General features: G+C 67.0%; 19 protein-coding genes. 11 read left to right on the top strand and 8 right to left on the bottom strand.

What is annotated here, in order from left to right; translation table 11 throughout:
* The first annotated feature begins 16 nt into the window (after positions 1-16).
* The 5 genes from WBN46_RS01670 (at position 17) to WBN46_RS01650 (ending at position 2,974) form a co-directional block, all read left to right on the top strand.
* Entirely contained in the window at positions 17-928 is a 912-nt protein-coding gene (locus WBN46_RS01670) for a M48 family metallopeptidase (RefSeq protein ID WP_192200883.1), read from the top strand.
* Positions 925-1,467: an SRPBCC domain-containing protein gene (locus tag WBN46_RS01665; RefSeq protein ID WP_337730052.1), complete on the top strand. Its 543-nt coding sequence runs from the start codon at positions 925-927 to the stop codon at positions 1,465-1,467. The genes WBN46_RS01670 and WBN46_RS01665 overlap by 4 nt, the downstream gene beginning before the upstream one ends.
* 34 nt (positions 1,468-1,501) lie before the next feature.
* Positions 1,502-1,750: a hypothetical protein gene (locus tag WBN46_RS01660; RefSeq protein WP_337730051.1), complete on the top strand. Its 249-nt coding sequence runs from the start codon at positions 1,502-1,504 to the stop codon at positions 1,748-1,750.
* A gap of 139 nt (positions 1,751-1,889) precedes the next feature.
* Positions 1,890-2,261 carry a VOC family protein gene (locus WBN46_RS01655; protein WP_337730050.1) on the top strand — a complete coding sequence of 124 codons (372 nt, stop codon included), beginning with the start codon at positions 1,890-1,892 and terminating at the stop codon, positions 2,259-2,261.
* A 269-nt stretch (positions 2,262-2,530) separates the two neighbouring features.
* Positions 2,531-2,974 (top strand): phage tail protein, encoded by a 444-nt coding sequence (locus WBN46_RS01650; protein WP_337730049.1) that lies wholly within the window; start codon positions 2,531-2,533, stop codon positions 2,972-2,974.
* Positions 2,975-2,977: 3 nt separating this feature from the next.
* Here the strand turns inward: WBN46_RS01650 and WBN46_RS01645 are convergent, their stop codons facing one another.
* From WBN46_RS01645 to gluQRS, 6 genes are all read right to left on the bottom strand, one after another.
* Positions 2,978-3,193, bottom strand: a complete 216-nt coding sequence (locus WBN46_RS01645) for a hypothetical protein (protein WP_337730048.1) — start codon at positions 3,191-3,193, stop codon at positions 2,978-2,980.
* A gap of 43 nt (positions 3,194-3,236) precedes the next feature.
* A complete protein-coding gene (locus tag WBN46_RS01640) occupies positions 3,237-3,407 on the bottom strand; it encodes a hypothetical protein (RefSeq protein ID WP_337730047.1) in 171 nt (56 codons plus the stop codon).
* Between the two features lie 68 nt (positions 3,408-3,475).
* Positions 3,476-4,216 carry an acetoacetyl-CoA reductase gene (gene phbB / locus WBN46_RS01635; protein WP_192200892.1) on the bottom strand — a complete coding sequence of 247 codons (741 nt, stop codon included), beginning with the start codon at positions 4,214-4,216 and terminating at the stop codon, positions 3,476-3,478.
* A gap of 75 nt (positions 4,217-4,291) precedes the next feature.
* Positions 4,292-4,795 (bottom strand): polyhydroxyalkanoate synthesis repressor PhaR, encoded by a 504-nt coding sequence (phaR, locus tag WBN46_RS01630; RefSeq protein WP_142125167.1) that lies wholly within the window; start codon positions 4,793-4,795, stop codon positions 4,292-4,294.
* A 183-nt stretch (positions 4,796-4,978) separates the two neighbouring features.
* Positions 4,979-5,719, bottom strand: coding sequence for an acetoacetyl-CoA reductase (phbB, locus tag WBN46_RS01625; RefSeq protein ID WP_192200893.1), 741 nt, complete (start codon positions 5,717-5,719; stop codon positions 4,979-4,981).
* A 45-nt stretch (positions 5,720-5,764) separates the two neighbouring features.
* Entirely contained in the window at positions 5,765-6,685 is a 921-nt protein-coding gene (gene gluQRS, locus WBN46_RS01620) for a tRNA glutamyl-Q(34) synthetase GluQRS (protein WP_337730046.1), read from the bottom strand.
* Positions 6,686-6,806: 121 nt separating this feature from the next.
* Between gluQRS and htpX the strand changes: the two genes are divergently transcribed.
* On the top strand, positions 6,807-7,688 hold the full coding sequence (gene htpX, locus WBN46_RS01615; protein ID WP_337730045.1) for a protease HtpX: 882 nt from the start codon (positions 6,807-6,809) through the stop codon (positions 7,686-7,688).
* A 319-nt stretch (positions 7,689-8,007) separates the two neighbouring features.
* On the opposite strand, the gene WBN46_RS01610 is transcribed toward htpX, so the two are convergent.
* Together WBN46_RS01610 and epmB are read right to left on the bottom strand one after the other, a co-directional pair.
* Positions 8,008-10,083 carry an EAL domain-containing protein gene (locus WBN46_RS01610; RefSeq protein ID WP_337730044.1) on the bottom strand — a complete coding sequence of 692 codons (2,076 nt, stop codon included), beginning with the start codon at positions 10,081-10,083 and terminating at the stop codon, positions 8,008-8,010.
* Between the two features lie 97 nt (positions 10,084-10,180).
* Positions 10,181-11,200, bottom strand: a complete 1,020-nt coding sequence (gene epmB, locus WBN46_RS01605) for an EF-P beta-lysylation protein EpmB (RefSeq protein ID WP_337730043.1) — start codon at positions 11,198-11,200, stop codon at positions 10,181-10,183.
* Between the two features lie 101 nt (positions 11,201-11,301).
* Between epmB and efp the strand changes: the two genes are divergently transcribed.
* The 5 genes from efp (at position 11,302) to WBN46_RS01580 (ending at position 14,990) form a co-directional block, all read left to right on the top strand.
* Entirely contained in the window at positions 11,302-11,868 is a 567-nt protein-coding gene (gene efp / locus WBN46_RS01600) for an elongation factor P (RefSeq protein ID WP_192200898.1), read from the top strand.
* A complete protein-coding gene (locus WBN46_RS01595; protein WP_142125174.1) occupies positions 11,868-12,077 on the top strand; it encodes a hypothetical protein in 210 nt (69 codons plus the stop codon). Before efp ends, WBN46_RS01595 begins: the two co-directional genes overlap by 1 nt.
* A gap of 11 nt (positions 12,078-12,088) precedes the next feature.
* Positions 12,089-13,429 (top strand): TRZ/ATZ family hydrolase, encoded by a 1,341-nt coding sequence (locus WBN46_RS01590; protein WP_337730042.1) that lies wholly within the window; start codon positions 12,089-12,091, stop codon positions 13,427-13,429.
* 149 nt (positions 13,430-13,578) lie between these two features.
* Positions 13,579-14,298 (top strand): bifunctional 2-polyprenyl-6-hydroxyphenol methylase/3-demethylubiquinol 3-O-methyltransferase UbiG, encoded by a 720-nt coding sequence (ubiG, locus tag WBN46_RS01585; RefSeq protein ID WP_337730041.1) that lies wholly within the window; start codon positions 13,579-13,581, stop codon positions 14,296-14,298.
* Positions 14,295-14,990, top strand: coding sequence for a phosphoglycolate phosphatase (locus WBN46_RS01580; RefSeq protein ID WP_337730040.1), 696 nt, complete (start codon positions 14,295-14,297; stop codon positions 14,988-14,990). Before ubiG ends, WBN46_RS01580 begins: the two co-directional genes overlap by 4 nt.
* Position 14,991: the final 1 nt, after the last annotated feature.

The raw sequence follows: 14,991 nt of genomic DNA, 5'->3' as shown, positions 1-14,991 counted from the left end.
CGCCAGGGAGAGGGTGATGAGGCAAGATCCAAACGGACGCTCGCAGTACGGGCAGGGCGGCGGGCGGCGCGGCGGCGGACTGGGCAACATCCGCTGGCTGATCCTGCTGGGCTTCCTGGTCTATGGCGGGTGCTACTACCTCAACAATCGCGTGGTCGATCCCTACACCGGCGAGAAGGTGCTGATCGACGGTTCCATCGGCGTGGAAGAAGAGAAGGCGCTCGGCCTGCAGGCCTACCAGGAGATACTGTCGCAGGAGCAGCCGGTCGATCCGAATTCGCAGATCGCGCAGCAGGTACGCACAATCGCGCAACGCCTGATTGCGAAGATCCCGGAAGTCGAAGCCGCCATCGCGCAGGAGAAGGGCACCCAGGCCAGCGGCAACTGGAAGACCTTCGAGTGGGACGTCAATGTCATCCAGTCCGACCAGGCGAATGCCTTCTGCCTGCCGGGCGGCAAGATGGCCGTCTACACCGGCCTGATCCCGGTGGCGAAGAACGCCGATGCGGTAGCGGTGGTGATGGGCCACGAGATCGCCCATGCGCTGCTGCGCCATGGCGCGCAGCGCATGTCGCAGCAGAAGCTCACCCAGATCGGCCAGATGGCCGGCGCGATGAGTGGCATGGACCCGCAACAGCAGCAGATGGTGATGGCCGCGATGGGGTACGGCTACCTGCTGCCGTATGCACGTGAGCACGAGACGCAGGCCGACGAAGTGGGCCTGATGCTGGCTGCCGCCGCCTGCTTCAATCCGCAGGAAGCCGTGCCGCTGTGGCAGCGCATGAGCGAGGCCAGCGGCGGGCAGGCACCGCCGGAGTTTTCCTCCACCCATCCCAATCCCGGCACGCGCATCCAGAACCTCACCGCGCTGATGCCCAAGGCGATGGAATACCGCCAGCGCTTCTGCAAGGAAGGCGCCGCGCCATGACGTCGCTCCCGTCAGCGCTGTTGCTGGTGGCGCTGTGCGTTGCCGCGCCCGCGCAGGCCGCGATCAAGGACGCGCAGCCGGACGGCTTCACCCTCGAAAACGCGGAGTGGGTGCCTGTCGCCCCGCAGGCGGCCTACACCGCGCTGGTGAACGATGTCGGCCGCTGGTGGCCCGCCGACCATACCTGGTGGGGCGATGCGTCCAGGCTGTCCATCAGCGACAAGGCCGGCGGCTGCTTCTGCGAGATCAACGGCGCGCAGCAGGCGTGGCACATGACGGTCACCTTCACCGATCCCGGCAAGCTGCTGCGCATGACCGGCGGCCTCGGTCCGTTGCAGGGCATGGGCCTGCACGGCGCACTGGAATGGCGCTTCGTCGAAGAGAACGGCGGCACCCGCATCACCTTGTGGTATCGCGTCGGCGGCTACACGCCGGATGACATGACCAAGTTCGCGCCCGTCGTGGACAAGGTGCAGGGCCTGCAGCTGGGTGGCCTGGCCACCTTCCTGCGCAACGGCACCGACGGCGCCCCACGCTGACATTCACTCCAACGTTCGAGGAAGGGAAGACCGCATGAGCATTCGTTTGTCGGAAAAGGACAGTGGCCGCACGCTGGGCAGCATCTCGCAGGAAGATTTCCAGCTGCTGGTCGACCACATGGAAGAAGAGTCATCCAGGGACCAGGACTACTACGTGGAACACACCGCCATCGATGCACTGGAAAGCCTCGGTGCCAGCGCTGGTTTCGTCGCGCTGCTGCGCACGGCGGTGGGTGAATCCGATGGCGTCGACGTGGTGTGGGCAGCGGAGCAAGGCGAGTAGTGCATTCCGTAGGACGGGTTGAGCCGAAGGCGATACCCATCTCTGGTCTTCGTTGACGGGCATGCGCGGCGGGTATCGCCTTCGGCTCAACCCATCCTGCGGGGGTGAGCGTTGTCCGATCGCCACCTCCTTCTCGGGAGTGACTCCCCATGTCGCCCCGCATCATCCCCATGCAACCCGTCCGCCATCTGCGCAGGCGATCGCGTTCTACGAGAAGCTGGGCTTCGCCGTCGAAGACCGCCGCGACGACGGGGGCAGGGCGAAGCTGCGCTGGGGCGACTGCCGGGTGATGCTGAACCAGTCGATCGGCGTGACCCCGGATACGCCGCGCAACGCGGTGCTCTATCTCTACCCCCGCGACATCGAAACCTTCCATGCGCAGGCGCGTGCGAACGGCCTGGACATCCCCGACCGGGGCACCCCGTTCTGCGGCATACGCGAGTTCCGCATCCACAATCCGGACGGCAACCGGCTTTGGATCGCGCAGGCGGGCGGGGCCGGCGGCGCCTGAGCCCGGAGCGCGAGCGTGCGGAGGTGGCATGCGCGGCTCCGGAACCTGCGCCCCCCCCGAGGCTTGCGCGGCGGCGGGCGATGCCTGCCTGCGTGAGGGAATGGCCCGGGGGGTGGGCTTCGAGCGATGAACGTCCGGATACCGGCATCGGCATGCGATCTCCGGTGGCCTGCCGCTGACCGCTGGCGGCACGTCCGCACGTTGCCCAAGGGAGCGGCGCCGGTTCCTGTCCGGTGGCCGGCATTCCTCTCACCCTGGGAACCCTTGCCATGCCCAACGTACGTGATCGCCCCTATCCCGGAATGAACTTCCTCGTCGACCTCGGCACCGGTGACGACGGTCCCGGCAGTGGCGTGGCCGAAGTGGTGTTCCCCGATGCGCGGCTGCAGCTCAACGAGTACCGCAGCGGGAACGACAAGACCAGCGAATCGATGAAGCTTTCCACATTGACGCACTACGACGATCTCGTGCTGCGTCGTGGCGTGACCGGTTCGTTGTCGTGGTACCAGTGGTGGAACGAAGCGCGCAACGGCGGCGACGCCCGGCGCGATATCAGCGTGACGCTGCTGGACGAGCAAGGCAACCCGGTATTGCGCTGGCGCTTCGTGCGTGCGCGCCCCGCGGCCTACCGTACCTCGCCGATGGATGCGACCGTGGCGGATACATTGTTCGAGACGCTGGAGATCGCGTTCGACCGCTTCGAGATGGAGTAGCAGTCAGTCCGTCGTATCGCGTGGGGGCTCGCGCAGGTATTCCAGCACGAAGCCGATGAGCAGGCCCAGCAGCGCGCAGCCCGCGGCCATCGCGGCGGACGAAGGCTGCTTGCCGGTCAGGTGGTACAGGCCCGCGCCGGCGCCGATCCCGAGCAGGAGGGAAACCAGCAGGCGGGGCTTTGCCCACGCCTCACCCAGCAACCACGCGATCAGTTCCACGGACGGCTCCCGACGAGCGACGTCGGGAGCATGGCCCGGTTGCTCAGAGCTTGGCAAACAACGTGGAGAGCACCAGCAGCGCGAACCCGGCCACCACCAGCCAGAACGCATGCGGGGCCAGCACCGGCACATAGCCGAACTTGGCGGCGATGCCGCCGGTGCCCAGCAGCAGGGCGATCAGCCAGACGCCGAAGGTGGGAGGGGTCAGTTTCATGCGGGATTCCTTGTCGAAGGTGCGTGTTGATTCGCAGGGAGCGGGAAGACGGGGACGCGGCTTCCTGTTCAGAAGCTCATGAACAGGCCGCCGTTGACGGGCAGGTTGGCGCCGGTGATGTAGCCGGCATCGTCGGCGGTGAGGAAGGCGACCGCGCGCGCGATGTCGTCCGGCTGGCCGATGCGACCCACCGGCACTGCGGCGACGGTGCGGTCGCGGACGTCATCGGGCATCGCCCTGGTCATCGGCGTTTCCACGTAGCCGGGCGAGACGCTGTTGACGGTAACGCCCTTGCGCGCCACTTCGCGCGCCAGCGACATCGAGAAGCCGTGCAGGCCGGCCTTCGCCGCCGCGTAGTTCACCTGGCCGAAATTGCCGGTCTGGCCGCTGACAGAACTGATGTTGACGATGCGACCGAACCCGCGCGCCTGCATGCCGTCCACGGCATGGCGGCAGAGGTTGAACACGCTGTCCAGGTTCACCCCGATCACGGCATCCCACTGCGCCTTGTCCATCTTGCGCAGGGTGGCGTCGCGGGTGATGCCGGCGTTGTTGACCAGGATGTCGAGCGCGCCGTGGCGGGCTTCGACATCGCGCACGAGTGCGGCGCAGGCATCGAAGTCGGCCACGTCGACGGTGGCGGTTTCGACATCGAGCCCGGCGGTCTGCGCGTGGAAACGGTCGAGCTGTTCGCCGGAGGCGGGCAGGTCGGCGGCGACCACTCTGCGGCCGGTGCGCGCCAGTGCCTGGCAGATCGCCAGGCCCAAGCCCCCCAGGCCGCCGGTTACCACGGCGATGCGTTGCGTCATGCGGAATCCCTGTGTCGCGAGGTCAAAAAAAGGCCCGCGCAACGGGGCGCGGGCCGGGTTTCACTACGGAGTGGTTCAGCGCGCGCGCGTCTTCGGCGTTTCGCGCGGCGGATCCTTCGGCTTGACCGTCGTCGGGCGGCCCATGCCGCCGCTGAGGTTGCGCTGGAACTCCTGCCACAACTCCATGTTGCGCTCGGTCAGCTGGTTCATCATGGTCCACGGCGTCTGGCCCAGCATGCTGCCCATCTGGCTGCGGAACTGCTGCTGCTGTTCCATGAACAACTGCATGCTGCGCTCCAGGTAGTTGCCCATGAAGCCCTGCAGCGAATCGCCGTAGAACCGGATGATCTGGCTGAGCAGCTGGGTGGACAGTACCGGTTCGCCGTCCTGTTCCTGCTCGCTGATGATCTGCAGCAGCACGGTGCGGGTCAGGTCGTCGCCGCTCTTGGCGTCGCGGACTTCGAAATCCTCGCCATCGACGATCAGCTGGCGCACGTCCTCGATGGTGATGTAGCTGGAGATCTCGGTGTCGTACAGACGGCGGTTGGGGTACTTCTTGATGATGCGGATCGCAGCCATTGAGCATTCACTCTAAACGCGTATGAGTCAGCATGACGCAGCGCAGCAGCCCTTGCAACAGGCCACAAGGCAGGGAGCCCCTGTTCAGCCAAGGAAAAAATGCTGCGCAACATGCGGCGGGTTGGACGCGCGGCGCGGGCCGCGTGGAGCGGGCAGGGCGGCGCCGATGGCACCGCCCCGGTCTCACCAGCCCATGTGGTGGCCGCCGTTGATGTCCAGGTTGGAGCCGGTGATCCAGCTGGCCTGTTCGTCCACCAGGAAGGCTACCGCGTAGGCGATTTCCTCGGGCTTGCCGAGGCGGCCGGTGGGAATGTCGGCGGCGATCTTCGCGCGGACTTCCTCCGGCACGGCCATCACCATGTCGGTGGCCACGTAGCCGGGCGACACCGTGTTGACGGTGATGCCGAGCTTGGCGTTCTCGCGCGCCAGCGAAATGGTGAAGCCGTGCATGCCGGCCTTGGCGGCGGCGTAATTGGCCTGGCCGTACTGGCCCTTCAGGCCGTTGATCGAACTGATCTGGATGATGCGGCCCCACTTGCGGTCGCGCATGCCCTCGATCACCGGGCGGGTGACGTTGAACACCGAGTTGAGGTTGGTGTTGATGACATCGCCCCACTGCGACGAGGACATCTTGTGGAAGGTGCCGTCGCGGGTGATGCCGGCGTTGTTGATCAGCACTTCGACCGGGCCGAGCGTCTGTTCGAGCTCCTTCACCATCGCCTGTGCTTCGTCGGGCGAGGTCACGTCACCCTTGACCAGCGTCATCTCGTAGCCATCGGCCTTCATCTGCGCCTGCCAGGCGAGGGCCTTTTCTTCATTGCGGTAATTGGTGGCGACCTTGTGGCCCATGTCCGCCAGCTTCTTGCAGATGGCGGTACCGATACCTCCGGTGCCGCCGGTGACCAGGACGACGCGCGATGTCATGTGGGGAATCTCCTTGTACCGCCGCAAGCCGACGGCCACCCGATTCTAGACAGCGCCCGCGACAGGCTTGTTGTGCGATGCAGCGAAGGTCATGCATGTCACTTTCGGCAGGCGTTCGGGGCGGAATCCGCGGCTGGCGGCCTGCATCGCGCCGGTGATGTTGCCGATGCCCGCCAGCGTCTCCACCGGCTGGCCCAGCGCTTGCCAGGCGGCCAGCAACGCGGGCAGCGGGTCGTCATCGTCGATGGGCAACGACGCCATCGACTTGGACAGCTTCTGTCCCTGCGCATCGACGATCAGCGGCAGGTGCAGGTAGCGCGGCGTGGGCAGACCCAGCGCGCGCTGCAACAGGATCTGGCGCGGGGTGGAGTCCAGCAGGTCCGCCCCGCGCACGATGTCGGTGATGCCCTGGTCGGCGTCGTCCACGACCACGGCCAACTGGTAGGCCCAGAAGCCATCGGCGCGGCGCAGGACGACATCGCCGACCTCGCGATCGACCGCCTGCTGTACCGTGCCCTGCAAGCCGTCTTCGAACGCGACATGGGCGCCATCGGGCACCCGCAACCTCACGGCCGGCATGCGATGGGCGTCGTTCGCCACGCAGGCGCGATGGATGCCACCCGCGTCGGCCAGCGCGCTCCGGCTGCAGCGGCATTCGAAGGCCAGGCCCTCTGCGACCAGGCGCGACAGGGCCTGGGCATACAGGTCGTGACGCGTGCTTTGCCAGACCACGGGCGCATCGGATGCCATGCCGAACGCGGCCAGCGTGTCCAGTTGCGCCTGCGCGGCACCGGCCACTTCACGCGGCGGATCGAGGTCTTCCACGCGTACCAGCCACTCGCCGCCATGGTGGCGGGCCAGTAGCCAGCTGCCCAGCGCAGCCACCAGCGAACCGAAGTGGAGGCGGCCGGTGGGCGAAGGCGCGAAGCGCCCGCGGTACACGGGGGAGGGATCGGTCGTGGTCATTCGTCGGAAGAGGGAGGAAAACTGAACCGCACAGTCAGCCAGCCGCTTGAATTCGCGGGGCGGCAGCCACAATTCTGCGACGTTAGCGTCTGTCTGTGCACGTCCCCCGGAGATACAAACCTTGTTCACGCGTGTTGCATTGTTCCTGGCCACCAACCTGGCCGTGCTGGTGCTGGCGGGCTTCGTGATGTCCCTGCTGGGCGTCAATCCCAACCAGATGGGCGGCCTGCTGGTGATGGCGGCCGTGTTCGGCTTCGGTGGTTCGCTGATCTCGCTGCTCACCTCGAAGTGGATGGCCAAGCGCGCGACCGGCGCGCAGGTGATCGAACAGCCGCGCAACGACCTGGAGCGCTGGCTGGTGGCCACCGTGAGGCGCCAGGCGCAGGCCGCCGGCATCGGGATGCCGGAAGTCGCGGTCTATGACGCACCGGAAATCAACGCCTTCGCCACCGGTGCCAACCGCAACAATGCGCTGGTGGCGGTGTCCACGGGACTGCTGCGTTCGATGAACCAGGACGAAGCCGAAGCGGTGCTGGGCCACGAGATCTCCCACGTCGCCAACGGCGACATGGTGACCATGGCGTTGCTGCAGGGCGTGTTGAACACCTTCGTCATCGTGCTGGCCCGCGTGGTGGGCGGCATCGTCGATGGCTTCCTGTCGGGCAACCGCGAGGGCGGTGGACGCGGCTTCGGCTATTACATCATCGTGATGGTGCTGGAAGTGGTGTTCGGCCTGTTCGCGACGATGATCGCGATGTGGTTCTCGCGCCGCCGCGAATTCCGTGCGGACCATGGTGGCGCCACGCTGGCCGGCCGCCAGAAGATGATCGCTGCGCTGGAGCGCCTGGGCCGGCAGCACAGTCCGAGCACGCTGCCGGCGCAGGTGGAGGCTTTCGGCATCGCCGGTGGCATCGGCCAGGGCATGAAGAAGCTGTTCCTCAGCCACCCTCCGCTGGAGCAGCGCATCGCCGCCCTGCGCGCACAGCAGGGCACGATGGCCTGAGCGACCAGGGAGTGAACCTTGAACAAAAAACCCGCCTTCTGGCGGGTTTTTTTGTTTGCTTCTTCCTGCACGGCAGGGGAGCAACTGGCTTGATTCAGGCGCAGCAGGAGGAGGAAGTTGTCCGTGGACATCCAGTATTCGATCAACCTGCGGTCGCTGCGCTTCGGAAGGATCGGCGCCAAGAGCGCCCCTCATCCGCCCTTCGGGCACCTTCTCCCCGCAGGCGGGGAGAAGGATACAAGCGCGTCGTTTTCTTCAAGGCACACGCACGGCGAGGCAGTCACCCTCTCCCCACTTGCGGGGAGAGGGAGGAGCCATGTCAGCTGAAGTCGTAATTCATCGCCGGACCGGGCGCTGCGAGGAAGTTGCCTTCCACGTAGTCCAGGCTGGCGGTGAACAGGAAGGCCATGGTGGCGGCGTCCTGCACGTGTTCCGCCACCGTCAGGATGCCCAGCGCCTGTGCGCGCTCGGCGATCTCGCGGATCTTCTGCTGGTGCTCGGTGTTCTTGCCCAGGTCTTCGCTGAAGACGCGGTCGATCTTGAGGAAGGTCGGCTGGAAGTGCGACAGCAACTGGAACGAATCCAGGCCCGCGCCGAAATGTTCCAGGCCCACCTGGCAGCCCAGCTTGGCCGCCGCCGACTGGAACGCCTGCGCCTGGCGGAGGTGGGTGAAGACCTTGGCCTCGGGCGTCTGCAGCCACAGCCGGCTGCCGGGCACGTCATGTGCGGCCAGTTCCCGGGCGATGAGGTCGAGCAGGCGGTTGTCGGCAAATGAGGCCGGGCTGACCTTCACCACCAGGCGGGTGTCGTGGCCAGCACGCTTGCGCTCGGCCAGCACCTCGATGGCACGGTTCACCACCCAGCGGTCGATGGCATCGAGCAGGCCGTTGTCCTCGGCGATCCCGATGAAGGATTGCGGGAGCACCGTTTCGCCATTGGACTCCAGGCGCAGCAGCGCCTCGTAGACTTCGCCGGGTTCGCCCTGCAGGCTCACCACCGGTTGGAAGTGCAGGCGGAAACTGCCGTCCTGCAGGGCTTCCTGCAGGCGCTTGATCCAGTTCTGCACGCGCTCTTCCTCGGCACGGTCGACGGCGCCGGGGTCGAAGATCTCGAAACGGTTGCCGCCCAGGTTGGTGGCGGTCTGCAGGCAGTCGGTGGCGCGCGTGAGCACCTGGCCGATGCTGGCGATCTTCTCGCCGATCTGCACGCCGCCGATGCTGGCGGTGACCGAGGCAGAACGCTCGCCCACGTTGAACACGTGCGAGGCGTACGAAGCGCGCAGCTTGTCGGCCAGCGCGGCGGAGTGGGCGTGGTTGCCCCGCAGCAGCACGGCGAAGGTGCGCTCGCCGAAGCGTGCGGCGGTGCACTGGTCGTCGAGTTTTTCCGCCAGGCGCGCCGCGAGCGCGGCCGCAAGGTCGTCGGCCGAATCGATGCCGATGTCCTGCAGGAGGCGCTGGTAGTGGTCCGGTTCGACCAGCAGCAGCGCGTACTGGTCTTCGCCGCGGGCCACCTGGGCCACGGCATTCTCCAGCTCGCGCAGGAAGGTGGGACGGTTCATCAGTCCGGTGACCATGTCGCGCTGGCGCAGGTCTTCGACTTCGCGCGCGAGTTCCGGGTCGAACTCCTCGCGCCGACGGAACACCACCTGCACACAGGGTTCGCTCTCGTAGGTGGCGGTGGCGAACTCCAACGTGGCCGGGAAGCTGTCGCCATCGATGCTGCGCGCCTCCAGTTCGAAGCGGGCCGGCGGCGGCTCGCCCTTGCTGAGTTTCTTCAGCAGGGCCTTGAAGTCGTTGACGTACTGCGGGGCCACCAGGTCCAGCAGCGACAGGCCTTCGACATCCTCGAAGGACTCGAAGCCGAACATTTCCAGGTAGGCGTCGTTGGCCCGGATGTGCATCCCTTCGTGGATGTAGGCGATCGGGTCGCGCGAGGACGAGATCAAGGCGTCGCAGCGACGCTCGGTCTCGCGCATCTGGCCTTCGAGCCGGCGCTGCGAACGGCGTGCGTCCAGGTCGGCCCATTCGCGGCGCAGCACTGTCAGCACGTGTTCCGGGCGCCCGCGCAGCGCGATCGCGCGCGCGCCGGCGGCCTGGTCGGCCAGCAACTCGGCTTCGCTGATCGCGTCGGCCAGCACGATGACCGGGATGTCCTTGCCGCTGGCATCCACCTGGCCCAGCACGGTGGCCAGCGGGATGCCCTTGGCCGTGCGCGAGGCCAGCAGCAGGTCCATGGGCTGTGCCGTCACCATCTGGCCCAGTTCCGCTGCGTCGAGCGGTCGCAGGGGGCGCACGGCGATGCCGCCATTGCGCAGCGTGGAGACGATGGCTTCCGCGTCCTCCGCGCTGTCGTCCACCAGGGTCAGTCGTAGTGTGGTGTCTTTGCCGATCTGCATGCAGCGTGTCCGCGAGGGGTGCGCGTTTAATACCTGAACGCGGCAGGTGAGTCCAATGCAGGCGTCGCAGATGCGGACATGGCCTGCCGTCGGTGGGTCACAGCGGGCGCTTGCCGGTATCGCCGGCGACTTCCCGTACCAGCCTCGGCACCAGGTACCCGGACAGCCGGGCGGCCAGTGCCGCATGCAGCGCCTTTGCCCGCGCGTCGTCGACCTCGAAATGCGCCGCGCCGGCCACCCGGTCCAGCTGGTGCAGGTAGTAGGGCAGCACGCCCGCCGCGAAGCCGCGCTCGCTGAGGTCCGCCAACGCCTCGACATCGTCATTCACGCCACGCAGCAAAACCGCCTGGTTCAGCAGGTGCACACCGGCGCCGCGCAGGCGCCCGAGTGCTGCGTCGACGCTGTCGTCGAACTCGTTGGCATGGTTGGCATGGACGACCAGGGTCACTGGCCACGGCAAGCCAGCCAGCCAGGCCCGCAGGCCATCGTCGATGCGTTCGGGCAGCACCACCGGCAGACGGCTGTGGATGCGCAGGCGACGCAGGTGGGGAATCTCCGCCAGCGCGTCGGTGAGCTCGGCCAGTCTGGCGTTCGACAGCGACAACGGGTCGCCGCCGGACAGCAGTACTTCTTCCACGCCCGTGTCGGCGCGGATCAGCGCCACGGCTTCCCGCCATCCTTCGCGTGCCGCGGTCTCGTCCGAATAGGGGAAGTGGCGGCGGAAGCAGTACCGGCAATTGATCGCACAACTGCCGGTCGCCACGAGCAGCGCCCTGCCGCGGTATTTCTGGATCACGCCGGTCCCCGTTCTGGCCGCGCCATCGCCCACGGCATCCAGGCCATAGCCGGTGGCCGGACGCATTTCGTCGTCCAGCGGCAATACCTGGCGGAGCAGCGGGTCGTGCGGATCGCCATGGCGCATGCGGGCCACGAAACCGCGCGGCACGCGCAGCGGGAACTGCGCGGTCGCGTCGTCCGAGACGCGGCCGGCCAGTGCATCCAACCCCAGCGACGACAGCAGCTCGCGCGGGTCGCGCACGGCATCGCGCCAGGCCTGTTGCCAGCGGGGTGCGGGCCTCGGGACGGGCTGTCGGGGTTCGGGGGCTGCGGTTATCATGTCGGGCCAGAAAACAAGCACCCGCCGGGTCCGGCGGGTCTCCCATTCTATCCGGCCGGCCGCCCTGCGCGGCGGGTACGCCTTACCCCAGGAGCACATGCATGGCCAGTTATGGCATGAACGACGTCAAGAACGGGATGAAGATCCTGATCAACAACGAACCGGCGATCATCAACGACACGGAATACGTCAAGCCGGGCAAGGGCCAGGCGTTCACCCGCGTGAAGTACCGCCTGATCAAGAGCGGCCGCGTGCAGGAAATCACCATGAAGAGCACCGACTCGGTGGAAGCGGCCGACGTGGTGGATACCGACATGCAGTACCTGTACTCCGACGGCGAATACTGGCACTTCATGCAGCAGGAAACCTTCGAGCAGGTGCAGGCCGACAAAGCCGGCATGGGCGGCGCCGAAAAGTGGCTGAAGGGTGAGGAAGACTGCGTGGTGACCCTGTGGAACGGCAACCCGATCCAGGTGACCCCGCCGAATTTCGTCGAGCTGCAGATCACCGAGACCGACCCGGGCGTGAAGGGCGATACCGCCGGTACGGGCGGCAAGCCGGCCACGCTGGAAACCGGTGCTGTCGTGCGCGTGCCGCTGTTCGTCGGACAGGAAGAGATCATCAAGGTCGATACCCGTACCGGTGAATACGTCAGCCGCGTGAAGTGATGGAACAGCTGGCGCTTTACCTGGGCGTCTGGGCCGTCGGCGTGCTGATCGCCGCGCTGGGCGTGATGCTCTGCTGGAACGTGACCCTGCCGCGGCTGTTCCCCAGCGTGCCGCGGCTGAACTACGGGCGCGCGTTGGCGCTGATGCTGCTGTGCTGGCTGCTGTTCGGCGCCGGCGCCATCGGCCTGACCTACACGCTGGGATTCTGAGCCGAGGCCCCATGAGCGACCGCACCCCCGAAGCCTGCGACCTGTTGATCGAAGCCGGCTTCGTGGTGCCGGTCGTCCCGCACGGGGTCGTGCTGGAAGACCACGCGGTCGCCGTCACCGCCGGCCGCATCGTCGCGATCCTCCCGCTCGCCGAAGCGCGCACCCGCTTCGCGCCGCGCGAGACGGTAGCGCGACCTGATGCCGCGTTGATCCCGGGCATGGTCAATGCGCACACCCACAACCCGATGACGCTGTTGCGCGGCGTCGCCGACGACCTGCCGCTGAAGGTCTGGCTGCAGCAGCACATCTGGCCCATCGAGGGTGCAGTGATCGGCCCGGATTTCGTTGCCGACGGCATCACCCTGGCGATCGCCGAGATGCTCCGCGGCGGCACGACCTGCGTCAACGAGAACTACTTCTTCCCCGATGTGCAGGCCGCGACGTACAAGCGCCATGGCTTCCGTGCCCGTGTCGGCTTGCCGGTGATCGATTTCCCCACGGCATGGGCGGCATCCGACGACGAGTACTTCGAGAAGGCCGGCGAAGTGCACGACCAGTGGCGGGACGATGCGCTGATCGCGACCGCGTTCGCCCCGCATGCGCCGTACACGGTCAACGACGCGAATTTCGAGCGTGTACGCATGCTGTCCGATCAGCTCGACGTGCCGGTCCACCTGCATCTGCACGAGACCGCGCAGGAAGTGGAGCAGTCGATCGAAAAGCACGGCCAGCGCCCGATCGCGCGGCTGGACCGGCTGGGGCTGGTCAACGACCGCCTGATCGCCATCCACATGACCCAGCTCACCGAGGCCGAGATCCACCTCTGTGCCGAGCGTGGCGTCAGCGTCGTGCACTGCCCGGAATCCAACCTCAAGCTCGCCTCCGGTTTCTGTCCGGCCTGCGCCCTGGAGCGTGCAGGCGTGACCTTGGCGGTCGGCACCGACGGCTGCGCGAGCAACAACGATCTGGACATGTTCAGTGAGACCCGCACGGCAGCGCTGCTGGCCAAGGCGGTGGCGCAGGATGCCGCGGCACTGGACGCGTTCAGTGCATTGCGCGCGGCCACGCTGGGCGGCGCGAAGGCGATCGGGTTCGACGACCGCATCGGCTCGATCGAACCGGGCAAGGAGGCCGACCTGGTCTGCGTGGATCTGTCCGCGCTGGAGACGCAGCCGCTGCACCACGTGGTGTCGCAGCTGATCTATGCCACCGGCCGCCAGCAGGTCAGCGATGTGTGGATCGCCGGCAAGGCGAAGCTGCGGCAGCGCGTGCTGGTCGAGATGGACATCGACGGCGTCATCGCCAACGCGCGCCAGTGGCGTGAACGGATCGCGGGTATCCGGCTGTCTTGAAAGGGTCATCCCAGCGAACGCTGGGATCCATGCGGACGTTGTGTTTGCTGTTCCCGATGCTGCTCCAAGCAAGAGCAAGATGGGTCCCGGCGTTCGCTGGGACGACGGAATTGGCGCCTCGCGGGGTCAGCCCGCTCTACAATGGCGGCATGACAACCACGACTTCGCCCCTCGACGACAATTTCAGCCAGGCCGAACTCGACAAGTTCGGCGCGCTGGCCAACCGCTGGTGGGACCCCGATGGTCCGCAGAAGGCGCTGCACGCGTTGAACCCGGTCCGCCTGCAGTACGTGCGTGACCGTGCGCGTCTGCCGGGCGCCACCGGACTGGATGTCGGCTGTGGCGGGGGATTGCTGAGCGAAGCGCTGGCGCGCGAGGGCGCGCATGTCACCGCGATCGACCTGGCACCCGAGCTGGTGAAGGTGGGGCGCCTGCACAAGCTGGAATCGGGCGTGCAGGTGGACTATCAGCTGCGTTCCGTCGAATCGCTGGCCGAAGAGCGTCCCGGCAGTTTCGACGTGGTCACCTGCATGGAAATGCTGGAGCACGTGCCGGATCCGGCTTCCATCATCCGCGCCTGCCACACGCTGCTGAAGCCCGGCGGACACCTGTTCCTGTCCACGCTGAACCGCACGCCGGCCGCCTTCGCACTGGCGATCGTCGGCGCCGAGTACATCGCACGGCTGCTGCCGAAAGGCACGCATCACTACAAGGAATTCATCCGCCCGGCAGAACTGGCACGCTGGTTGCGCGATGCGGGCTTCCAGCTGCAGGACGTCACCGGCCTGGCCTATGAACCATGGAGACAGCGCGCACGGCTGACCTCGCGCACCGACGTGAACTACCTAGCCAGTGCGGTGAAGCCGTGACGGCGCGGGGATTCCCGCGCGCCGCGCTGTTCGACCTGGACGGCACGCTGCTGGACAGCGCGCCGGACATGCTGGCCACCGCGAACCGGATGCGCGCATCGCGCGGTGTCGATGCGATGACACTGGATACCCTGCGGCCGCACGTATCCAAGGGTGCGCGCGCGATGTTGGCCGCTGCCTTCCCCGCCATGGAGCAGGGTCCGCGCGAGGCGCTGGTGCCTGAATTCCTGGCGATCTACCAGGAAGAGCTCGGTCGCCACAGTCTCCTCTTCGATGGTGTCGCCGACATGCTTGGAGCGCTGGAGCAGGCCGGCAGCGTGTGGGGCATCGTGACCAACAAACCCGAGTACCTGGCCCGCGACATCCTGCCGCAGCTGGGCTGGGAGACGCGGTGTGCCGTGCTGATCGGAGGCGACACGCTGGCGGAAAAGAAGCCGCATCCCCTGCCTTTGCAGGTAGCCGCCGAGCGCATCGGCATCGCGATCGCCGACTGCGTTTACGTGGGCGACGACGAGCGCGACATCCAGGCCTCGCGCGCGGCGGGCATGCCGTCGATCGCGGCGCTGTGGGGCTATCGCCAGGCGCACGAGGTGCCGGCGGCGTGGGGGGCGGATGTGATGCTGGAACAGCCGGCGGACCTCCTCAAGCCGGCCGCATGGCCCTTCTTCCATCGCCTGGTGGGAGCGACGTAAG

It is taken from the genome of Pseudoxanthomonas sp. CCNWLW251 (genome assembly GCF_037402255.1).
Classification (GTDB): Bacteria; Pseudomonadota; Gammaproteobacteria; order Xanthomonadales; family Xanthomonadaceae; genus Pseudoxanthomonas_A.
Note: the sequence above shows the minus strand (reverse complement) of the source record. Positions and strands in the feature narration are given on the sequence as shown.